We start from the raw sequence: 19,380 nt of genomic DNA on the forward strand, positions 1-19,380 counted from the left end.
GTCTATTCTGCGCGGAGAAACTGCCGGAGTGGAGAGCGCCGCCTGAGTGCATCTTGCACCTCTCTTGGCCCGCGCTGCGTGACACCTCCCCCCGCTCAGGAAGCCGTCTCGTTCGCATAAAGGCCAGTATGGAAGCCTTGATGCGGGCTGCGCGGGGGAAGCGTTGGCGTCTCGAGGGGCATGAGCAAGCCCCCCGTCACTGACGCGCTCTGGGCGGTGGTGGAACCGCGTGCCGCTGAACCGGCTCTGTGCGGCAGTGCACAGATTTCTGGTTCGCACGGCTTTAGGCTGTCCTCAACACCACGGCGGAGCCCCGCCAGAGAGGCATCCAACCCGTGAGGGAGACGCCCCATGAACACGTACCACCAGGACCGCGCTTTAACATCAAAGGAAATCAGAACGTCAGAGGAGATCGGGCTCTTGACCGATGAGGAACTTGATGGGATTGCGGGCGGTGCTACGGCAGGACAGAATGACCCTGCGCAGATGTTTGAACAAATATTAAAGCAACTAACCAAAGATCAATACTGAGCAAAACAGTTGCAATAGCAGCAGTTCCCATGGCGTGCCCGAGCGCAACACGAACAAGACACCCGTGAGCACGGTCCGTTCGCATGAGCGCAAGTATGGGGCGAGAAGCGTCCGCTACGGCGAAACGGCACCGGTCGCGTGATGGCGCAAATCTGCGGCCGGATCAACGAGCCCTGTCAGGCCTTCTCACGCGCGCGAGGGCATGCCGGACGCGTAAGCGCGTTTATGAAGCCGCTTGCTTGGCGATCTTGGCGAGGTGCGCCCGGCTGCACCCCGTCGCCGCCTGGATCTGCGACCACGTCATTCGGCACGGCCGATCGAGGCCTGTAGCGTGCCCTGGAGCGGTTCCGGCGGGGATGGGCGAACCGGGATTGAGCAAAGCGGGATCGGTCCGTGCTGTGCCCGTAGCCATGCCGCAACCGCCAGGAGTGCGGCACGGTCGAGGCGATGCGCCAGCTCGTCCTCACGCTGCTGCCGGGCCCGGGCGCTCAGGCCAGCAAACCGCAGCAGCAGCTGCTGGGGCACGTCGTCGAGCAGCAGCCCCGGTGGAGCGATATCGGCCGGCAACGGCTCGCCGAGTTCGCTCCGGCTGGCTGAGCTTGCTGAAGCCACGCTGCGGCGACACCGGGTCAGGAGGGAAGACGAACGCGGCGGTAAGCGCGCCGACCGGGCGCCTTAAAATTTGGTTAAAACTGAGACAAGCTGCTGCCGTGCTTAGTGCAGAAGCAGCATTATTATAGCGAAGCTTGCGCTCGCCGCGCCAATAAGGCCGACACTTGCCATTGTTTCCGCAATCATCGCCGCCCTCTCTTATTTATTGAGGCTGGCCATATCGAGTGTTGGGTGATTTGGCAACTCGGATAGGCGGCTTAGGGCTTGCTCAGACCGCATCCATCTGAGGCCGGTAATTAAGTTGTGCACGCTGCAAATAGCGGCCGTAAGTGCCTCGGAATGCTAACGGTCAAGCTGTCCGGAGCATGCACGGACGTTGCAGTGACCTGACCGGTATTTTGGACCGGGCCGATTGAGAGGCTACTGCATGGCGGCAGCCATGGATGGGCGGAAGGCCAGATCCGGGACGGTGACCGGCGCAGGCGACCGATAGCCCAAGGATGAGTGTGGCCGGATGCGGTTGTAGGTGGTCTGCCAGCGGCCGATCACGACCTGCGCCTCCTTGAGCGAGTAGAAAATCTCCTGCTTCAAGCATTCGTCTTTCAGCTTGCCGTTGAAGCTCTCACAGTAACCATTCTCCCACGGCGAGCCTGGCGCGATGTACTGGATCTGCGGACCGGTCCTGGCGACCCACTTGCGCAGCGCCTTCGAGATCATCTCGGGGCTGGTGTCGCAACGGATATGCTCCGGGATGCCGTGCAGGCACATCGCGTCGGCCAGCGCCTCGATCACGCCCAAGCTGTTGATGCGGCGAGCGACCTTGAGAGCCAGGCAAGCCCGGCTGTGCTCGTCGATCAGCGCCAGGACACGCAAGCTCCGCCCGTCGTGGGTCTGCGCCTGCACGAAGTCGAAGCTCCAGACATGATTACGGTGGAGCGGTCGCAACCGCACGCACGATCCATGGTTCCGCCAGAGCCGTCTGCGCGGTCGGGGCTTTTGCGAGACCTTCAGCCCCTCGCGACGCCAGATGCGCTGAACCCGATCCTTGCCCACCTGCCGGCCGGCGGTCTGCAGCAGCGCGGTGACACGGCGGTAGCCGTAGCGCCCGTACTCGGAGGCCAAGGCGATGACGGCGCGGGTCAGCCCATCCTCGTCAGCCGGCACGGTGGGCATGTAGCGTTGCGTGCCCCGGTGCTGGCCGACGATCCGGCAGGCGTGACGCTCCGAGAGGCCGTATTTCTCTCGGATGCCGTCGACCGCCTGCCGGCGTCGCTCGGGGGCTACAAGTTTCCCGAGGCGACGTCCTTGAGCACCTGCTTCTCTAGGGACAGATCGGCGACCAGTCGGCGCAGGCGGACGTTTTCGCGCTCAAGATCCTTCATCCGACGTGCCTGATTGACCTGCAGGCCGCCGTACTCCTTGCGCCACCGATAATAGCTCTGCTCGGAGATCTCCGCCTCCTTGCAGGCGAGCGCGAGGCTCTTGCCGTGCGCCGTCAGCACCTCGATCTGGCGCAGATTCAGCACCACCTGCTCCGCGCTCGTCTTCTGACCTCGCTTCATCCCCAACTCCTCTGGTCCTGGCCGATCCTCTCAATCAGCCCGGCCCAAAGCCAGCCGGTCAGGTCAGGCAAGGAGCCGCTGATCACTGACTCGAACTACGAGAGCAGCATACGCCGATGTGCGGCGTCGGCAGGCGCCCCCAATCTGCGGCAGCCGCCGCACCATGATCTGCCGGATTAAGCAAGTATGCTCGTGGAACTTAAGCCAAAGCAAAGCGTATCCACTTTGGCCTCCTCCGCCATGCACGCTTGTTGCAAGTCTCCATGCAAGATGGCGTGAAGCTGTCCCATTCCGAGTTGGCCTCCTGCCGGCGGTGCCAAAGTGGATCAGATGCAATCGTCCTCAGACGCGGCTCCGGCGGTTGTACGCACACCCGAGGAGGTCGCAGCCGTCCGTGCGCAAGCAATCAGGCATGCTCATCAACTGCGGGCGCTAGCCTTCATCGCTCTGCGCGATGGCATGCCAAAATCCGATCTGCGGGCCGCCAATGCCCGTGCGGCGGCCCGGAGCGTGATCCGTGCTGCAAGGCGCGTTTCCGAAGACGCCAAAGCGGCAGTGCGCGCGCGCGCCCTGGAGGTGGTGTCTGACACGGCAGATCACCTGGAGCCCGCCTAGCGGGCGGTACAAGCGCCGGCCCCGCGGCCGCTCGAACACGGCGCGACGACAGACTCCGTTAGACCTCTGCTGACACTTCCCGACATGCATTTTGCCGGAATACCACTTCCAGGGATCTGACGCGGGTTAGGGCGGCCCTGCATCTCTCAATGAGAGCCGCCCGGCTTCAGAGTGCCTTAGCGGGAATAGCAGACACGCGAGTAGCCCCAGCCGTAGCCACAACGGTCGTAAGAACCGCTGTAAAAGCCGCCGAACCGATGGAAGCCACCACCGTGGAAGCCGTGATGGAAGCCGTGTCCGCTGAACCCGCGCCCACCGAAGCCACGTGCTTCGGCAGATCCGGCCAGGGCGACAGCGGCCACGCCGGAGATGATGGCAGCGCTCAGAATGGTCTTGATCATGTCCTGCTCCTCTTCATGTCAGGTGAGAGCAGGATGGCGTCGGCTGAGATCGGCTTCCGTGAGGCGGATCACACAAACCTTGTGGCAGAAGGCCGATGACGGTGCTCTGCGAAGGCCGGGAGGAGAAACGGAAAGCCTGATGGCCGCCGCGCTGCCGGAACCTACCGCGGCCCCGCGCGATGACGCCTTGATCTCATCGGACCTCGCGCGCCGGCCGGGCTCCGGCGGGCAGGGCGCGGACTTGATGCTCGGTCGGGAGAGGCATATCGGATCTCGCCTTCGGGATGGACGACGGCCGAGCAGGTGTTCAGGGCGTGGTACCCTGATGGATCCATGAGGCGCCTCAGCCCGCGATCCTCTCGTTCGCGAACCGGGCTCGCGCGGCGCCATCGGCTTGCAATCCGTGCTCGTTGCACCCGGCGGCGAACTCATCGGGCTCGACGAGGACGCGGACCATGGTCACGCCGCTGCGCGTCACCTCGCCCTCCACCTGCTCCGCCGAGATCCGCCAAGCTTCGTAGCTGGTGGGTAGCCGGTCTGCGTCCTGCATGAAGGCTCGCATCCGGGCGTAGTCCTCGGACCGGTACCAAGCCATGCCGACGCGACGTGGACGCTCCATTACAGAAACCCTGCCCCGAGTGCCCCTTGAAGGCATTGGCTCGCCGGATGGAGCCCACCACTGTCCGCGGATCTCGATAGCCGCTCTGGTCCATGATCCGGGCCATGTCGGCCCCGCGCTCCGCGGCCGTGGTGATGTAGCCGGCCCGCAGCGCGTGCGCTCCGAACGATGAGGCGCCATGGCATCGCGTTCGCGAGCCCAGCAGGGCGGCTCAGGCGGCCCGTGGCGCCCGTTCTGCCGATCGCCGGCCACACACAGGCTCCCACCTGCACCGCCGCGTCCATCCACGGCCCTCCAGATCGGCCGAACCGCTGTCGTCCCTTAATCCAACTCTGGAGGGCTATGCCGAGGGACTGGTGCATGAGGTGCGGCGGCAAGCGGAACGGTCGTCAAGCTGCCGGGACGGCGCTCGGCGGCATCACCTGCGTCTTCTCCGGCGCCGTCGCGCCCTGCACCAGCCCTCGATGCGGCTATCGAACGGCTGCGGCAGGGCGTGGAGCCGGATGCGTAACCGCAGGCAACGGTAGGTGGACCAAGACGACACGGCCAGTCAGCGGGTCGAGGATGCGGATCTGCGCCATGCACGCCCCCTCGGGAGGAACAACCAGGGTGTGCCGATCGAGGTAGAAATCCGTAAACGGCCCGACGTGCGCCAGGGCACACGTCGAAGGTGCTGACTTCATTCTAGCCTGTCTGCATCTGGTAAGCTGATGTAGATCAGCGCGCCTAAGGTCATGACAAGGAACCGGAATGCGCTGTCGATACCATTCCATTCATGTGACATCCACATGCCGAACCACTCACCTCCAACAATGATCAGCCCAACCTGCCAGAGTAAGTAACCAATTGTTAATCCAGCAACGGCGCTGTTTTTGGCTCGACCGAATGTGATCGCATCACTTTTAAGATGTTTAAAAAGTTGAACAGCCCCAACCCAGCACAGTGCAGCAGAGATCACCTCAGTTGAGATAATCATCAAATAAGCTGCATGGTGCAGGGCTTCAACATTGATAGCGCGATAGCGGATGCTCGCGGCCGGGAATGTTGTGTCCATCATCAGTACATGCTGTACGAAAGGCAAGTTCGTGCTGTAATCTGTGATATTACCAAACGCGACAAGGCTAAAAAGCAGTGCGATGGCCGCAACTGTCAATGCTTTGGATAGACGAACAATGATCATCACATTGGCTCCCAAGCCCCTGCTTTCGAATTTTCGGCGCGCCACTCCGAGCGGCGAGACACCAGCCGGGACGCTCTCACACCACCTAGGGAGCAGTGTAGTAGGTCGGCAGCAAACTCCGGAGCAACATAAGATTCTCTTTAGAAGAGCACAGACCGCCACTGCTCAATCGGGTGCGTTGACGGTGCCCACAGTCCTCACGGCTGAGCTAGCGCTGCATTCCTCGTGCGACATGCCGCGCGAGAAGGAGAAGCAGGACTGCCAATGCCGTGAGAACAAGGACAATTATATAAATATCCGCCTCTTGTTGACTGTCGGCCACCCTTAAACCCTAAGCGACCACCACGCCTCGCCAACCAGTACAGCGATGAGCAGGGCGTTGCGGAAGCGCATCTTGAGAGTTGCTGGCCGGATCAGATTACAATGCGCTCTCGATTGAGATTTCAGGCTCAACCACGTCTGTGCGGTCGTGTAGAAGAAGCTCGGCGCGGACGATCGCGACCACCAGCAGCGTGGCTGCTAGCAGGACCGCCACGAATGTGAGCAACGGCGTGATGCCTTGCGCATGCCGTCTGAAAGCTCTGAGCAGCGCGCACCCGAGCAGAAAACTAAGGGCCGAAATGACCGGTGGCGTTTGAGTGATCATATTTTCCCGGGCCGATTGCACACAATCTTATTGTTTCAGGGAGGAGCCGCGGGAGCATCACCCGTTTGAGGGACGCCCGTGGAATGAGTCACGGCGGCCCGGCAGCTGAACAGAGCGGAGCAACATGGTGCTAAAGTACTGCCGGAGGATTGCCACTACCGACTGCGTGGTCAGGCGCTCTTCACCCCGCACCCGGCCCGAGCGCGACACCGGCCGGAACACCGGCCCGGAGGTGATACGGGCCGCCTCCAGCCACTCGCGGACGAGGGCGACCGACCGCACGAACCGGCCGTGCGGGATCGCCTTCTCGAACCCCGCGCCCTCCTGGTCCGTCTTCGCCGCACCAGCACCCGCAGGCCCTCCGGGTGCTCCTGCAAATCCTCGACGTCGAGGGCGACCAGCTCGGACCGCCGGAACGCGCCCGCGAAGCCGAGCGCCAGCAGCGCGCGATCGCGCTTGCCGGTGAGCGTCTGCGGCACGTGCACGAGCATGGCCGAGACCACGTCCACCGTGGCCACCGCCTTTCGGGTCGGGGCGGTGCCGATCCTGCACCGGATCCCCTTCACGGCCGCACGCACCGCCTCGTCCTCGGACGGGTACCTTGGCGAGCTCCGACAATGGTCGTCAGCCACGCGGATTTCCGCGGTAGTCATAAGGCCCGCACCTGATGGAAATTTTGGCCTTGCCGCGCTCCAACTGGTGCAGATGAGTGCCGAGGACACGCCAGACGACCCGCCGCGTTGCCTCCCTCCCCTCGTTCGCGCACGCCAGGGTCGCGCGAACTGCCCCCTCCCCCGTTCGGGCGGTGCGCCGAATTTCGCACTGCCACGAGCTCCCAAAGCTCGCATCACGAGCGATGACGAAGGCCGCGTCCTCAGTTTTCCTGGGGTCGGCCTTGCACGTCTTCGGACTCGACGCCCAAACGCCGACGTGGAGTTCAGCCCCGACCGCCGGAGTGATGATGACACCGGCTAGTGCACTGACGCCTTCAAAACGTACAAAGCTCAGCGCGATTTCTCGGGCGTTTGCAGACGTTTAGCAAATGAGCGCGTGGTGCGTTCGTCAGTGTCTGTGCACTAGGATGGAGATCAGGGCACGCATACTGATCCACTTCGTTGCAAAGTCCACTCTCCAGCGGAGCCCACCTCACCGTTGAGCGGACCGGGGGACCGGTCCACAAATTTACTTCGTGGGGTTCGGCCAATTGTGCTTCTCGAACTCCCGGCCGATCATGGTCTCGACGTATTCCTGCACCGTCGTGCCTTTGAGTGCGACCATCGCCTTAAATGAGTTGAAGGTGGGCGCGTCGAGCCAGACAGATAGAGCTCGCCACAGCGCTGCTGTCCGCGCACCACATCGCCGACCGCGACCAGCTCGCGGCCTTTATCCTCGACGAGGCCACCGGCTTCGGCAGCAATCCCTTCGCCACCACGACGGCCGGCGCTGCGCACCAGCTCTGGAGCACGCGCGCGATCGAGTTCCCTGCCCTCCAGATCGCCTCGCTCGGCCTACCCTGCCTGCTGGTGGCCCTGGCGCGCCTGCCTACTGGCGAGCGGCTGCAGCAGGAGGTTCTGCGGGCAGGTCCGCACGTCCTGTATGTGCTGCGCCAAAGCGACGGCCCCCACGTGGTCGGCGCCGTGCTGCATGGTCGGCCGGGCCAGGCGCTCCCGGGATACGTTCTGCCGAAGAGGCGTGCGCGGTCGCGGCGGTCCCAGGGCACGGCGCAGCTCGACCTGTTCGCGATGCTCTGACACGAGGGGCTCCGCTGCAGAGCGAGGCCCTCTCGATGTCGCTGTCGATCCGGGACGTTGTCCGGCCGCCTCGCTCCCTCAGCTATCAGCCTTCCTCGGCCGCCCACGCCCCTTCTTCGGCTCGGCGCGGGCGCTCACCTTGGCATCGGAGGCCGCCCGCTTCTCGGCCGCGGGCTTGCGGCTCTGCCCAAGGCCGATCTGCTTGGCCAACTCGGAACGTGAGGCCGCGTAGCTCGCCGCCACCATCGGGTAGTTCGGCGGCAGGCCCCACTTCTCCCGGTACTGCTGAGGCGTGAGTCCCCGCCCCGTCAGGTGCCGCTTGAGCGACTTGTAAGGCCGCCCGTCCTCCAAGCTGATGATCGCGTCCGGGGTGATGGTCTTCTTGATTGGCATCAATGGCGTGAGCTTCACCGGCTCCGGCTCCGCCGGCTTCCCAAAGCTGCTCAGTGTCCCATGGATGCTCTTGATCAGGTCCGGCAGGTCAGCAGGTCGGACGTTGTTGTGCGACACGAAGGACGAGACGATGTCGCTGACCAGCTCGATATGGCCAGGGGCGGCTTCTTCACTCATCAAGTGTTCCTATGCGAGAAAACTCGGACAGAGTGATACTTAATCGTCTGCCTGTCAACTTGCCTGACAGGTCAGCGCAAAATTCTCGCCTGCATCGGCGCCGTGCCCACTAAGTACAGTGCTGATGTGGGGCGGCAGAAAGGGGCAGAGCTTGAGGCCCTGTTTCCTCCTCGGGAGCACGGTCGCAAGCCGGGCGGAGAGGCGTCGGCGGCACCTTCCGCCCAACCACGAGGGAGGGGCCGCACGATGCCAATGCTCCTCAGGCCGCGGGCGGCGCGGCGGGGATGCACGGCGATCTCAGGAAACGGCAGGTCGGCCGAGAGGCGCTCAGTCGGGATGACAGGCCGTGGCGACTGCGGGGCGGTTCACGTTCGGCAGAGACTACGTAGGCCTAGGAACGGTCAAGATTGTTGGAAGTTGATGGCCCGTTGCGCGATCGCACGTGTGATTGGCCGGAAGCACACTCCTGCCCATCCAACCGCTGCGCCTCGGCTTGGCATCAAAGTTAAGGAAAACAAGCCGTGCCAAAGATATTGATGATCGACGAGCACAGCGTTTATAGGTCCGGACTTCGCACCCTTATTCCAATCAAGATTGAGGCGGCCACCATATTTGATGTTCCGTCGATCAAGAATGTTGACGATCGAGCGGGATTTGATCTTGTTCTATTAGACGCCGGAATATTCGATCGCGAATGCGCCCTGTTCATGAAGGAGGTGCGAACAGCAAGTCCCAATACCCGCTTCGCTTTGATGTCGCAGTCACGCGCCCGTTCCGATGTGATTGAGGCTATCTCAACAGGATTTCACGGCTTCATTTGCAAGATGGATCCCGAAGCAGATTTATTCGCAGCCATTAAGGACCTGCTTTCAGGTCGTATTTATGTCCCTCGGTGGGTTGCTGATGATGACGGCGGCAATAATGAAATTTTAGCTCTTGAAATCTCACCAATGGAGCGCCTAAAGATCACAGCTCGTCAACGTGAGATCTTGTATTTGCTAGCTCAAGGAATGTCAAACAAGGAAATTTCTAGAATTCTCCAGATTGCCGAAGGGACGGCGAAAATTCATACGACTGCACTCCTGCGGGCACTCGGGGCGCGCAACCGAACTGAAGCGGCAACCGTGGCCGTAAAGCTGCTCGGCTCGGCGCCGCAGGCGATGAAAACAGCCGGCGGTCGCATCGCTCTTGATAAAGTGCAGAATGTACGCGCAAGGCCATGGTCTCACATATTTGGGTGAGCGTTGGTTCCTGAGAGGCGAGAACCGCTGAAGCCCCGCCTTCGCCGCCTTTTAGCTCACCGTCAGCCTGGACGGTCGCTCTAGCACTACTTTGGCAGGTTGAAGGAACGAGCGGCCGGAGCGGAGGGTTTGCCTGGTAGGATGGTCCAGCGCGGATGGTCGCGATGGCAGCAGGCGACTGGCATGGAGACCTGTCCCGCTGGCTCCAGCCGTTCCTGACGGCCCTGTCGCATCCCGCCCGCCGCGCGATGTGCCCGCAGTGCTAGGGCGTGTCTGATCCATCATGGAAGCGAGGAGCGGCGGCACCTCCTGCCTGTACTCAGCCAGTACCTGCCTCGCCTTCGACAATGTGATTTCGGTCTCATTGCATTGCCGTTCTCTTCGTCAATGAACAGCTGTGATCTAGTACCTTTTCCGCGGCGCTATATTTCTGGCGGTAAGCTAGGAGGTATAAATCACCTCGTACGCCATTCGTTGCACTCACAGCAGCGAAGGTCACATCACTGAGAGAACCTGAACTCCCTGGCAGCTTTGTAAGCTCTGCAAAAGGGTTGAAGATTTGCACATCCGGGGCCTCAACCCTCATGGCATACAAAGGGCTTCCTTGAACTATCATCGGAAGGCGCGTCCAGGCTCTTCGAATGCCCTGAGCATACCGTTGAAGCGCTACCTGTATGCTCGGCTTGAGGCAATCCACGTGGATGTGGAGCTGATCCTGACTGCGTCCGCTTGTCGAGTTCACGGCCAGACCAACGTCGTCGATCGGCAGCTCACCCTTGAGGACCTCAGTCACGGTACTGCGAGCCGTCAGCGCAGCTCGCCAGTAGGCGTTGCCCGTAGAGGTTTGCAGCTCAGGTGCCTCGAGGCCAACGACACTCGCAGTCGGCATAACGACGAGGTGAGTGCGCTGGCCGGGCGCACGCAGAACCGCCGTCCCGGGCCGGGCTCCATCGCCGAGATCGACAGAGAGGCAGGGGAACGCTCCGCCCGTGGTCTTCTTGGCAAGGATGCAGCCCTGCAGGGCAACCCAGAGAACGTCACGCGGAGCACCGGCCGCCGCGCCTACTCCCGCCGTTATCAGCGCGACCGCGAGCAGGGCGGCCTGAAGCGAATGTGCAGGTTTCACTTGGGGCGGCTCTCGGATCTAAGACGGTCAGCGTGGTTCATGCGTGGCCGCTCTGCTCCGAGAAGATGCGCCGGGCCTCAGCCCGCAACACGTCCAGCTCATCCTGCAGCCCGTTGATCTGCCCCTCCAGCTAGTCGAGCGTTACGCACTCTGCGGTCAGGCAGACAACCTCTTCGTTCGGTCCTGAAGTGCCGGCGACGGCAACGGACACACGAGCTGGCATCGTCGTCGTGGCAGGCTCAACGTAGAGAGTGACAGTCCCGAGCTGGCGCATGGTGCAGTCTCCGTTCATTGCTCGTCCTGAGTGCCGTCTGCACGCTCGCGCGCTTCACCCTCGCCGGCCGTTCTGGCTCGGATCTGATCCATGATGGGAGCCAGCAGCGAAGGCACCTCTTGGCCGTACTCAGCCAGGAGCTGGCTGGCTTTGGCCAAAGCGTGAATGTGCCCATCCGGAATGGGCCGTTCGGCCATGTGGTCGCTCAGCACGCGCTCGGCGAGCTGGTTCGCGAGCCGGGAGACCTCGGCGAGGCGCTCTGGCGGGGGCTGTCCGTCCGTCATTGCAGGCTGCCTCCGCTTCTCGGTCCTGCGGCTCGCGTCAGCTCGATCATCTTTTCTCGATACCCGCGCTCCATCGCGCTCCAGAGTTCGCTCCAGTGCTCACCGTCGGGGTCAGCACCTCGTGCCCTGATCATATCCCGCGCGGAAAGATCTATCCGGCTCAGCGCAGCATCGGCTTTCGCCTCGACACCGGCGATCGACCAATCAGGGGCAGCCGTGATCCTGTGAAAGGTATCCTCCGCCACCTGTGCCGCGAGCCCACGCCCTAAGAGGACGAATTCTTCAAGAGTTTCGGGCTCCATCGGCTCGCCTGGGGTGCCCTGAGTCTTATCGCGGCGGCCGCTCATCAGCGCCTCAGTGCTCGTTGCGAGTGTCATCCTCACGATTGCGGAACCGGATCCCGGCGCCGCCGCCATTCTCGGAGATGAACTACAGGCCGGATGGTTACTCATCCTCGTCTAACGCTCGGCCGCGCCGGACTGGTGGGGCTTCAGGGTAGACGAAGCGGCGCGACACCCAACCTTCGACCTTCCTGTAGCGCACGAAGATCCAGTTCCCGTTCACCTCGCCCGTGGGGACGATGCCGCGGCCGTTGGGCGGTATCACGCCAACGATCCTGGCTTCTGCCGTCGGGTACTCGCGCACGTTCAGGACGTCGTTGGGTGCGGTGTCTATCACACGCAGGGTCTGCTGAGCGTGTGCCATCTCAGGCGCAATGAGGGCGCTTACTGCGACCAGCGCCTTCAAAGAGGCTTTCATTCGTTCCGCCCTCCAATCACCGTGTCACTGTTCAGCAGCGTCCCTCATGCGTGGCCGCTCTGCTCCGAGAAGATGCGCCGAGCCTCAGCCCGCAACACGGCCAGCTCATCCTGCAGCCCGTTGATCTGCCCCTCCAGTTCGTCGAGCGTCACGCATTTCGCGGTTAGGTAGACGACCTTTCCGTCCGGTTCCGATGTGTCCGCGACGGCAACGGACAGGCGAGCCGGCGCCGAGGATGTGGACGGCTCCACGTGGAGAATGATGGCGCCGAGCTGGCGCATGGTGCGCTCTCCTCGCTTTGCTCCCTGGGTCAGAGCTCCACTATGAATGCTCGTCGCGAGCACCATCCTTTCAAAGGCGAAATCGCAAGCGCCGTACTCCAGCCTAGCGAGCAGTCCTGAAAGCTTGGCGGCTTATCATTGAGACGGCGTCAGAGCGAGATTTCCAGCCCTCAAGCTAGTTTGACACCAAGGCACCGAGACGGAAAGGCGGCCTGCCATCAAGCCGTCTCCCCGTCCGCTTATCAGTGTCCGTGACGGCGCAGAACGTCACGGATCGCCTCCTCCGCGAGCGCCTGGGCGGTCGTATCCTGGTCAAGGGCGATCTGCCGGAGCGCTTTCCGCTCGGCCGTGGTCATGCGGACGATGATCTGCACCCGTCCATCTGACACCTTCCTGCCCATCGGGGCTCCCCCGGTCTCGGCCTTGGTCTCCTCTGCCGGTGCGGGCGCCTCCGCAGGACCGACCTTGCGGGACAGCCGGTCCGACAGGCTGGTGAGCTTCGGTCGTTCGTTCGCCATGTCCTACCCCTCCAACCGGCTCTTCACTTCGCGCCAGAGGGCAAGCATCTCGGCCGCGGCCCTGCCCTCCGGCTCGTACTCGTTCACGGTCTGCCCGCCGATCACGGCGCGGCTCATCGCGACCCGCTGGGAGACCACGGCCTCGGCGACGGTCGCCCCCATCTTGGTCAGCGTCTCCCGCGCCTCCGCCACGATCGCAGGTTCGGCCGCCCCGGTGCGCGGTGGCGCGTGATTGATGACGGCGAGCGGCTGCTTCCCGACCCGTTGTGCGAATTCCAAGGTGGTCGCCACGGCCGCGAGGTCGAACCGCCCTGGTCGGGTTGGGACCAGCACGAGGTCAGCGACGCGCATCGCGTCGGCGATTGAATTCTCCGCGTGGGGCGGCGTGTCGACTATCGCGAACGCCACGCCCTCGTCCCGGGCGGCCGGCAGGATCCGCGGCAACTCCCGCGCGTCGCACTCCACGAGGGCGGGTGTGTCGCCCGGCCGGAGCTGCCACCACCAAGCCAGGGATTGCTGGGGGTCGGCGTCGAACAGCAGCACCGGCTTCTCGCCCTCGGCCGCGATCACGCTGAGGTGCGTCGCCAGGGTCGCCTTGCCGACACCGCCCTTGCGGGCCGCTATCGTGATGGTTTGCACGGAAGCCGTCTCGCGGTGTCGAGGTCAGGACGTCGAGCATGAGAGACGGCTGGGTAACACGCGGTCTCTGCGGCTCGCCACCAGGACGGCTTGAAGCCTAGCCGTCGTGCGGCTTCGCGTTCAAGACGGAGGAGCGGCAAGCCGGCTGGACGGCTCACCATCTCGCCATGTAGATAACGAGACGTCTTGCTATCAGAACCGCTTGCTGGCTCATCTGAGTCCTCATAATTTTCGATAACCGTTCTTCTCGATGGTTTCAGCATGGCCGATCCGACCCCCGACCCTTACCACTCCGGCGAGTGGCTCGCCGCCGCCCAGGAGGTCGCGCGCAACCTCGGCTTCGGGTCGCTGGCCATGGCGCCCGCCGAGCACTGGCAGAAGGTGCTCGCCTGCGTGCGCGACAAGATGCGGCTGCGCGGCGTCACCCCACCCTTCGGCTGGGACCGGGACCTCGCCGAGCAGGCCGGCCGCACCGGCCGCTGACCTCGCGCTCCAAGGGGGCTCCGCCGTGATACCTCCCGACCCTTTCGCCTCGCCTCTCGGCCCCGTGCACCACTCCGTGGAGCGGGCGGTCCAACTCGCCGTGCAGAACCAAATGGACCCGCACCCCGACGTCGCCGAGGGCGTCGCGTGCTACCTCGCGGGCATTCGGGCGCAGGCCCTCGTGCTCGCGGGTGAGGGCGGCAGCGACCGGTTCCTGGGCGCCGTGCGCGCGCAACTCCGGCTGATGATCCCGTCCGACCCGAAGGCGCTCGCGGTCATCGCGGACGACGCCGGATCGGTGCGCCGCCTCGACACCCTCACCCTGATCGCCGACGGGCTGCTGTAGGAGGCCGACGCGCGATGCCGACCATCCCCGACCGCCTCGCCCTGCCGGCGCCGCAGCGCGCCACGGTAGCGCACATCCCGGATGAGGGCGCCCTGCCGGCCGAGTCCGTGGCCCTGGTCCAGGTCTACCAGCGCGCCAGCAAGGCGGACGCGACCGTGCGCGCCTACCGGGCCGACGCCGCCGCCTTCGAGGCGTGGTGCACCCGCTACGGCCTCTGCGCCCTCCCGGCGAACCCGGGGGCGGTCGCGGCCTTCCTGGTCGCCGAGGCCGAGGCCGGCAAGGCCGCCTCCACGATCGGCCGGCGCTGCGCCGCAATCTCGTACGCACACAAGCTCGCCAAGGCGCCCGACCCGACCGAGGACGAGGCCGTGCGCGCGGCCGTGAAGGGGATCCGGCGCAAGATAGGGACGGCCCCGGCCCGCAAGGCCGCCGCCACCGTCGACGTGGTCTCGGCCATGCTCGTGCACGTGCCGCAGACGCTCGCTGGGAAGCGCGATCGCGCGCTGCTCGCGCTCGGCTTCGCGGGCGCGTTCCGGCGGTCCGAGCTGGTCGCCCTCGACGCCGAGGACCTGCAGGAGCACCCGGAGGGCCTGCGGGTGCTGGTGCGGCGGTCGAAGACGGACCAGGAGGGCGCGGGGTTCGAGAAGGCGATCCCGCACGGCCGGTTCGTGCGGCCGGTCGCCCTCGTCCGCGACTGGCTGGGGGCGGCCGGCATCACCTCCGGGCCGGTGTTTCGACCAGTCTCGCGCTCGGGCCGGGTGCGGGGCGAGGAACGGCTGACGACGCAGTCAGTGGCCGCGATCGTGAAGCGGTACGCCACGGGGGCCGGCATGGCCCGGATCATGGATCAGAGCGGCCATCGGGACCCGCGGACGGTGGTGGGCTCCATCCGGCGAGCCAATGCCTTCAAGGGGCACTCGGGGGCGGAGTTTCTGTGATGAAGCGTCCACGCCGCGTCGGCATGGCTTGGTACCGGCCCGAGGATTACGCCCGGATGCGAGCCTTCATGCAGGACGCAGACCGGCTACCCACCAGCTACGAAGCTTGGCGGATCTCGGCGGAGCAGGTGGAGGGCGAGGTGACGCGCAGCGGCGTGACCATGGTCCGCATCCTCATTGAGCCCGATGAGTTCGCCGCCTCGTGCAACGAGCACGGATTGCAAGCCGATGGCGCCGCGCGAGCCCGGTTCGCGAACGAGAGGATCGCGGGCTGAGGCGCCTCATGGATCCATCAGGGTACCACGCCCTGAACACCTGCTCGGCCGTCCTCCATCCCGCGAGAGCTCAGCGCGTCAGGCTCTCGGTCGAAGCTGCGAAGGCCACCTGCGGGTTGTTGAGCGCGAAGTTGATCACCCGCTGGCCAGAATGACTGACAAGCTTCAGGCTGATGGGGCCTCTCTTCAGGCTGGTGCTCTCCCCCGATGAGATGATCTCAGGCCGGTCCGCCTGGGCAGCGAATGCACCGGTGAGCATGCTCGGGCGGCTGTAACCATCCTTCGTCATCACTCGCCACGTCATCGTCTCGGCCGTCGAGAGGTCCCCTTTGCGACGCACGGGAGAAAACATTGCCATGTAGGTCTGCTTGAAGCCGCCCCGGTCCGCCACGAACGTGCACTCGGCCACGGGCGTCCGGCCGAAGACAAGCGTCACGTTCGGCTGGGTGGTGCAGGTCAGGGTGCCGGCTTGCTGAAGAGCTGCGCTCGACAGGGAGCTGTGGGCGTAGGCAGCGCCGGCCGCGAGAGCACCGGCAGCAAGAGCGATAGCAATGGAGCGCATGGAGCGAAACCTTGGGCTTGCTAACCCCTGGTGGGCAGCTCTCGAAGATTGCCAGAGCGTTTGATGCTCGAGCTTGGTGTTAACCAATGCTGTCCATTCGTTTCGGGCGTATTGCTTCATCTGTTACGTGCAGGCTTTTGGTGCGAAGCCGCACACAACACTCCGGAAAGCGCGAGCCGCGCGAGATGAGCGAGCCTGAACTCAGGCCAACCCCATCCTGGTACCGGACCGCGTACCGCTCAAAGCCGGCCTTCGTGTTCATGGTCTCGCATAACGACCGGGCGACCGACCATTGAAAGAGAGTCAGGCGGACCACCGCAGGGCGGAAGCTGCAATCGATGATTTGCCAAGGCTTGCCCGCTGCCCTCGCCAGCTGCAACGCTTCGATCCGTGCATCGCTCTCGGCCATCGCGGTCCTCCGACACAGAGCGCCGCACGGGTCTCACACCGCCAAGCTCATACCAAGAAAAGCTCGCCGCAACAGCACTTAGGACCCAAGCTAAGCTGTGTTGTAGCTTCGGCAACGCCGCAAGAAAAGCCCGCCGCGGCAGGACCGGGCGGGTTGAAGTACAGCTCAAGACGCTCACACCAGAGCACGATATCCTCGGCAACGAAACTATAATCGTGCTGGGCTGTGCCAGATCGTCTGGTTTCAGACACTTTAAGCGGTGCGGTTATAGCCACGAAAGCCCACGTTTCAACCTACGCTAACGGATTGCCCGCTGCACGTTCCTCAGGCCAGGGCCGTCTGCACATTGTGCAGGCTGAGCGCCGTCGTGTCGGAGAAGCCAGCCGTTTGCATAAGCGTCAGTATAGAAACGAAAGAAGCCCGCCACGGCGATGGGGGTGCCGGGTGGGCAGAAAGAGAGTGGGATCGATAAGGATCGGCGTCACTCGACCACAGCCGTGGAGAACGCGCCCTAACCTATGCTATGTTGAAGGTGTCCGAAGGTCCCATCGTACCCGCATGCTCAGAGCGCAGCTCATCCAGCGCGTCGCGGAATTGAACCCGCATCTTCCCTATAGCCAAGCTGACGCAGTCGTGCGCGCGATCCTGGACCGGATCACCGAGGCCCTGATGGAGGGTGACCAGATCGAGCTGCGCGGCTTCGGGGCGTTGAAGACGACGGCGAGAGAGGCGCGGCGAAGTCGCAACCCTCGCACGGGCGAAGCGGTCGAGGTCCCGGCCAAGCGCGACGTGGCGTTCAGGGCCTCGCGTGAGATGAATGGGCGGCTGAATCCCACGCCCAGTCAAAAGCTGCGCGCGGCGGAGTGAGGGTTGGGCCAGCCTTCACGCGTGTGAGGACGTCCAGCGGCGCGTAAGCCCCTGTACGGTCCGTATGATATCAGGGCGGCTTTTCGTTAACATGGGTGAACGCTGCGCGTTGCCGTGCAGAGGTGCCCATGCTCGACGACCAGCTTGCCCGGGCAGTCCGCGCGATCGAAGAGGCCCGCTGCCTCTGTGAGCAGGCAGAGCGCGAGAGGGCGCTGGCCCGCGAGCTTGCCCGTCGGCTCGACCTGAGCCGTGCCGAGTTCAAAGCGTTCCAGCACAACAGCGAGATCGTCCTCCGGGCCGCCGTGAGGGCCGCCCTGACCCCCGGCCCCGCGCCGGACACCGTCGTCCGGCCTCGCGCGCGAGGCGGTGCGGGGGCGTAAGTGCGTGTATGGAAACGGTTTCGGGGCCTCCGGACAGTCTTCCGAAGGTCTCGCCCGGGCCTCAAGCCGGCCGCCAGTCGAGGACCAGTTGATCGGCCTCCGGCGGGGCCTCGTGCGCACTGGCCTAGACTATGCTTTGCTCGCTGCGCTTGCCGCGCCATGATCTGTGAGGTTCGGCGACATCGTTTCAATCTCGCCGTCCGCGCTCCCGGCCGATCTGGCATTCCGATTGCTGCTTCTGCTGTGGAGCTGTGGGCAGCGCGGCACGCGCTGTCCATCAGATCCCCAGCCAACGCGAGACACGGCCATGGATCTGACGAAGGCGCGTCTGGGATGGATTGAACTCTATGCCCAGACCGGCGACGCCGGCCTCGTTTGCCGCCGCTGCGGCATCTCACGCCCGACGTTGCGCAAGTGGTGGCGGAGGTATCAGGCCGCTGGTCCAGCTGGGCTGGTGGAACACAGCCGCCGTCCGCGACGCTTGGCAGCTCAGAAGGTGTTTGCAGAGCACGAGACGCTGATCCTCAGCCTCCGACGCGACCGCAAGCTCGGGATCAAGCAGCTCCGCAATGAGCTCGTCCGTCAGCACGATCTGACGCTGTCGCTCGACACCATCCATCGCGTGCTCGTCCGTCACGGCGAGCAAGTGCTCAAGCGACCGCGGCGGCGCGTCAGAGGGAAGCTCCGCTATAGTCGACCCGTGCCGGGCGATCGGGTGCAGATGGACGCCTGCAAAATCTGCCCGGGTGTGTACCAGTACACCGCCATAGATGACTGCTCGCGCTACGCCGTGTTGGGGATCTATCCACGCCGGACCGCCGCGAACACTCTCGATTTTCTCGACCGCGTGATCGAGGAGATGCCGTTTGCCATTCAGCGGATCCAGACCGACCGCGGACGCGAATTCTTTGCCGAGGCTGTGCAGCAGCGGCTGATCGACTGGGGCATCAAGTTCCGCCCGATCCCGCCACGATCGCCCCATCTGAATGGCAAGGTCGAGCGCAGCCATCGCGCCGCTCTTGAGGAGTTCTGGACCACTGTGGATCCGAAATCCGCGGACATCGCCGACCGCGTGGCCGAGTGGCAGCATCACTGGAACTGGAGCCGCCCCCATTCGGCGCTTGATGGCGCATCTCCCATCGACCGGGTGGCTGAACGCTCGGACCAGACGCCGCTCCGAGAAGAGGTGGAAGCCCTCTTCGACCCCGCTAAAGCGCGCATCCGTCATCCGGACTACCGCATCGATCAGGCCTTGGCCGCGGTGAAATGATCTCCCCAGACCCTACACATGATCCCCTTCGCGGCGAGCCGCGGGCCGGGCTTGAATGAGGGCTTCGGGGCCCGGCCCGCACTCGCGTCCAGTCCCGTTTAGCGTGCGTGACAGACGGCCGGCTCATCCAGGGGCACGCTTCTGGTGTGACCGCCTCCTTGCTCCTCAGCATCACTGGGAGGCGTCACCCGCGGGCCGCGGCATTCCTCCCCAACCTGAAGCGCGGCCCGCGGCTCTCTTC

Annotated in this window: 25 protein-coding genes; 10 read left to right on the forward strand and 15 right to left on the reverse strand. The window is 64.2% G+C overall.

The window, feature by feature from the left end:
* Positions 1-351: 351 nt before the first annotated feature.
* Positions 352-531 (forward strand): hypothetical protein, encoded by a 180-nt coding sequence (locus M446_RS37275; protein WP_150108675.1) that lies wholly within the window; start codon positions 352-354, stop codon positions 529-531.
* Between the two features lie 447 nt (positions 532-978).
* Positions 979-1,128, forward strand: a complete 150-nt coding sequence (locus M446_RS38575; RefSeq protein WP_210161181.1) for a hypothetical protein — start codon at positions 979-981, stop codon at positions 1,126-1,128.
* 435 nt (positions 1,129-1,563) lie between these two features.
* Here M446_RS38575 and M446_RS15955 read toward each other — a convergent pair.
* The 6 genes from M446_RS15955 to M446_RS15980 form a co-directional block, all read right to left on the reverse strand.
* A protein-coding gene (locus M446_RS15955; protein ID WP_085984467.1) for an IS3 family transposase occupies positions 1,564-2,705 on the reverse strand; the annotation gives its coding sequence in 2 pieces (ribosomal slippage) (positions 1,564-2,438 and positions 2,438-2,705; 1,143 coding nt in all).
* 791 nt (positions 2,706-3,496) lie between these two features.
* Positions 3,497-3,721, reverse strand: a complete 225-nt coding sequence (locus M446_RS36515) for a hypothetical protein (RefSeq protein WP_085984460.1) — start codon at positions 3,719-3,721, stop codon at positions 3,497-3,499.
* 343 nt (positions 3,722-4,064) lie between these two features.
* Positions 4,065-4,271 (reverse strand): hypothetical protein, encoded by a 207-nt coding sequence (locus tag M446_RS15965; protein ID WP_236728750.1) that lies wholly within the window; start codon positions 4,269-4,271, stop codon positions 4,065-4,067.
* A 748-nt stretch (positions 4,272-5,019) separates the two neighbouring features.
* Positions 5,020-5,520 (reverse strand): DUF2165 family protein, encoded by a 501-nt coding sequence (locus tag M446_RS35450; protein WP_012333142.1) that lies wholly within the window; start codon positions 5,518-5,520, stop codon positions 5,020-5,022.
* Positions 5,521-5,938: 418 nt separating this feature from the next.
* On the reverse strand, positions 5,939-6,166 hold the full coding sequence (locus M446_RS15970; RefSeq protein ID WP_012333143.1) for a hypothetical protein: 228 nt from the start codon (positions 6,164-6,166) through the stop codon (positions 5,939-5,941).
* Between the two features lie 1,829 nt (positions 6,167-7,995).
* Entirely contained in the window at positions 7,996-8,487 is a 492-nt protein-coding gene (locus M446_RS15980) for a MucR family transcriptional regulator (RefSeq protein ID WP_012333144.1), read from the reverse strand.
* 536 nt (positions 8,488-9,023) lie between these two features.
* Between M446_RS15980 and M446_RS35460 the strand changes: the two genes are divergently transcribed.
* Complete coding sequence (locus tag M446_RS35460) at positions 9,024-9,728, forward strand: LuxR C-terminal-related transcriptional regulator (protein ID WP_012333145.1); 705 nt, start codon at positions 9,024-9,026, stop codon at positions 9,726-9,728.
* Between the two features lie 361 nt (positions 9,729-10,089).
* Here the strand turns inward: M446_RS35460 and M446_RS35465 are convergent, their stop codons facing one another.
* The 7 genes from M446_RS35465 to M446_RS16010 all read right to left on the reverse strand — a co-directional run bounded on the left by M446_RS35465 (position 10,090) and on the right by M446_RS16010 (position 13,609).
* Positions 10,090-10,854 (reverse strand): CDP-diacylglycerol diphosphatase, encoded by a 765-nt coding sequence (locus M446_RS35465; protein ID WP_012333146.1) that lies wholly within the window; start codon positions 10,852-10,854, stop codon positions 10,090-10,092.
* Positions 10,855-11,142: 288 nt separating this feature from the next.
* Positions 11,143-11,412: a hypothetical protein gene (locus M446_RS15985; protein WP_012333148.1), complete on the reverse strand. Its 270-nt coding sequence runs from the start codon at positions 11,410-11,412 to the stop codon at positions 11,143-11,145.
* Positions 11,409-11,759: a hypothetical protein gene (locus M446_RS15990; RefSeq protein WP_150108676.1), complete on the reverse strand. Its 351-nt coding sequence runs from the start codon at positions 11,757-11,759 to the stop codon at positions 11,409-11,411. The genes M446_RS15985 and M446_RS15990 overlap by 4 nt, the downstream gene beginning before the upstream one ends.
* Before the next feature lie 97 nt (positions 11,760-11,856).
* Positions 11,857-12,171, reverse strand: coding sequence for an SH3 domain-containing protein (locus M446_RS15995; protein WP_012333150.1), 315 nt, complete (start codon positions 12,169-12,171; stop codon positions 11,857-11,859).
* Between the two features lie 44 nt (positions 12,172-12,215).
* The gene (locus tag M446_RS16000; RefSeq protein WP_018260331.1) at positions 12,216-12,452 is read right to left on the reverse strand and encodes a hypothetical protein; all 237 of its coding nucleotides are present in this window, start codon (positions 12,450-12,452) and stop codon (positions 12,216-12,218) included.
* A gap of 242 nt (positions 12,453-12,694) precedes the next feature.
* A complete protein-coding gene (locus M446_RS16005; protein ID WP_012333152.1) occupies positions 12,695-12,970 on the reverse strand; it encodes a ribbon-helix-helix domain-containing protein in 276 nt (91 codons plus the stop codon).
* 3 nt (positions 12,971-12,973) lie between these two features.
* A complete protein-coding gene (locus M446_RS16010) occupies positions 12,974-13,609 on the reverse strand; it encodes a ParA family protein (protein WP_012333153.1) in 636 nt (211 codons plus the stop codon).
* Between the two features lie 261 nt (positions 13,610-13,870).
* On the opposite strand from M446_RS16010, the gene M446_RS16015 reads away from it, so the two are divergent.
* From M446_RS16015 to M446_RS16030, 4 genes are all read left to right on the forward strand, one after another.
* Positions 13,871-14,092 carry a hypothetical protein gene (locus M446_RS16015; protein ID WP_012333154.1) on the forward strand — a complete coding sequence of 74 codons (222 nt, stop codon included), beginning with the start codon at positions 13,871-13,873 and terminating at the stop codon, positions 14,090-14,092.
* Positions 14,093-14,204: 112 nt separating this feature from the next.
* Positions 14,205-14,438, forward strand: coding sequence for a hypothetical protein (locus M446_RS16020; RefSeq protein ID WP_012333155.1), 234 nt, complete (start codon positions 14,205-14,207; stop codon positions 14,436-14,438).
* A 14-nt stretch (positions 14,439-14,452) separates the two neighbouring features.
* A complete protein-coding gene (locus M446_RS16025) occupies positions 14,453-15,376 on the forward strand; it encodes a site-specific integrase (RefSeq protein WP_012333156.1) in 924 nt (307 codons plus the stop codon).
* Positions 15,376-15,651 (forward strand): hypothetical protein, encoded by a 276-nt coding sequence (locus M446_RS16030; protein WP_012333157.1) that lies wholly within the window; start codon positions 15,376-15,378, stop codon positions 15,649-15,651. Before M446_RS16025 ends, M446_RS16030 begins: the two co-directional genes overlap by 1 nt.
* 70 nt (positions 15,652-15,721) lie before the next feature.
* On the opposite strand, the gene M446_RS16035 is transcribed toward M446_RS16030, so the two are convergent.
* Positions 15,722-16,213, reverse strand: coding sequence for a DUF992 domain-containing protein (locus tag M446_RS16035; RefSeq protein ID WP_012333158.1), 492 nt, complete (start codon positions 16,211-16,213; stop codon positions 15,722-15,724).
* Positions 16,214-16,292: 79 nt separating this feature from the next.
* Positions 16,293-16,622, reverse strand: a complete 330-nt coding sequence (locus tag M446_RS38580; RefSeq protein ID WP_198293003.1) for a hypothetical protein — start codon at positions 16,620-16,622, stop codon at positions 16,293-16,295.
* 558 nt (positions 16,623-17,180) lie between these two features.
* Here M446_RS38580 and M446_RS16040 point away from each other — a divergent pair.
* The 3 genes from M446_RS16040 (at position 17,181) to M446_RS16050 (ending at position 19,139) form a co-directional block, all read left to right on the forward strand.
* Positions 17,181-17,489, forward strand: coding sequence for an HU family DNA-binding protein (locus M446_RS16040; protein ID WP_012333159.1), 309 nt, complete (start codon positions 17,181-17,183; stop codon positions 17,487-17,489).
* Positions 17,490-17,617: 128 nt separating this feature from the next.
* Complete coding sequence (locus M446_RS16045; RefSeq protein ID WP_012333160.1) at positions 17,618-17,869, forward strand: hypothetical protein; 252 nt, start codon at positions 17,618-17,620, stop codon at positions 17,867-17,869.
* A gap of 307 nt (positions 17,870-18,176) precedes the next feature.
* Positions 18,177-19,139 (forward strand): IS481-like element ISMtsp15 family transposase, encoded by a 963-nt coding sequence (locus M446_RS16050; RefSeq protein ID WP_012333161.1) that lies wholly within the window; start codon positions 18,177-18,179, stop codon positions 19,137-19,139.
* The last annotated feature ends 241 nt before the right edge of the window (positions 19,140-19,380 follow it).

Origin of the sequence: Methylobacterium sp. 4-46 (assembly GCF_000019365.1) — a bacterium.
In the GTDB taxonomy this organism is placed as follows: Bacteria; Pseudomonadota; Alphaproteobacteria; order Rhizobiales; family Beijerinckiaceae; genus Methylobacterium.

Coding starts and splice junctions, on each gene's coding strand:
- M446_RS15985 (WP_012333148.1), bottom strand. CDS start 11,412: ATGACGGACGGACAGCCCCCGCCAGAGCGCCTCGCCGAGGTCTCCCGG.
- M446_RS15980 (WP_012333144.1), bottom strand. CDS start 8,487: ATGAGTGAAGAAGCCGCCCCTGGCCATATCGAGCTGGTCAGCGACATC.
- M446_RS16015 (WP_012333154.1), top strand. CDS start 13,871: ATGGCCGATCCGACCCCCGACCCTTACCACTCCGGCGAGTGGCTCGCC.
- M446_RS38575 (WP_210161181.1), top strand. CDS start 979: ATGCGCCAGCTCGTCCTCACGCTGCTGCCGGGCCCGGGCGCTCAGGCC.
- M446_RS16045 (WP_012333160.1), top strand. CDS start 17,618: ATGCTCGACGACCAGCTTGCCCGGGCAGTCCGCGCGATCGAAGAGGCC.
- M446_RS15995 (WP_012333150.1), bottom strand. CDS start 12,171: ATGAAAGCCTCTTTGAAGGCGCTGGTCGCAGTAAGCGCCCTCATTGCG.
- M446_RS38580 (WP_198293003.1), bottom strand. CDS start 16,622: ATGGCCGAGAGCGATGCACGGATCGAAGCGTTGCAGCTGGCGAGGGCA.
- M446_RS15990 (WP_150108676.1), bottom strand. CDS start 11,759: ATGAGCGGCCGCCGCGATAAGACTCAGGGCACCCCAGGCGAGCCGATG.
- M446_RS16020 (WP_012333155.1), top strand. CDS start 14,205: ATGGACCCGCACCCCGACGTCGCCGAGGGCGTCGCGTGCTACCTCGCG.
- M446_RS16050 (WP_012333161.1), top strand. CDS start 18,177: ATGGATCTGACGAAGGCGCGTCTGGGATGGATTGAACTCTATGCCCAG.
- M446_RS37275 (WP_150108675.1), top strand. CDS start 352: ATGAACACGTACCACCAGGACCGCGCTTTAACATCAAAGGAAATCAGA.
- M446_RS16025 (WP_012333156.1), top strand. CDS start 14,453: ATGCCGACCATCCCCGACCGCCTCGCCCTGCCGGCGCCGCAGCGCGCC.
- M446_RS36515 (WP_085984460.1), bottom strand. CDS start 3,721: ATGATCAAGACCATTCTGAGCGCTGCCATCATCTCCGGCGTGGCCGCT.
- M446_RS35450 (WP_012333142.1), bottom strand. CDS start 5,520: ATGATCATTGTTCGTCTATCCAAAGCATTGACAGTTGCGGCCATCGCA.
- M446_RS16030 (WP_012333157.1), top strand. CDS start 15,376: ATGAAGCGTCCACGCCGCGTCGGCATGGCTTGGTACCGGCCCGAGGAT.
- M446_RS15970 (WP_012333143.1), bottom strand. CDS start 6,166: ATGATCACTCAAACGCCACCGGTCATTTCGGCCCTTAGTTTTCTGCTC.
- M446_RS16005 (WP_012333152.1), bottom strand. CDS start 12,970: ATGGCGAACGAACGACCGAAGCTCACCAGCCTGTCGGACCGGCTGTCC.
- M446_RS16040 (WP_012333159.1), top strand. CDS start 17,181: ATGCTCAGAGCGCAGCTCATCCAGCGCGTCGCGGAATTGAACCCGCAT.
- M446_RS16000 (WP_018260331.1), bottom strand. CDS start 12,452: ATGCGCCAGCTCGGCGCCATCATTCTCCACGTGGAGCCGTCCACATCC.
- M446_RS16035 (WP_012333158.1), bottom strand. CDS start 16,213: ATGCGCTCCATTGCTATCGCTCTTGCTGCCGGTGCTCTCGCGGCCGGC.
- M446_RS15965 (WP_236728750.1), bottom strand. CDS start 4,271: ATGCAGGACGCAGACCGGCTACCCACCAGCTACGAAGCTTGGCGGATC.
- M446_RS35460 (WP_012333145.1), top strand. CDS start 9,024: ATGATCGACGAGCACAGCGTTTATAGGTCCGGACTTCGCACCCTTATT.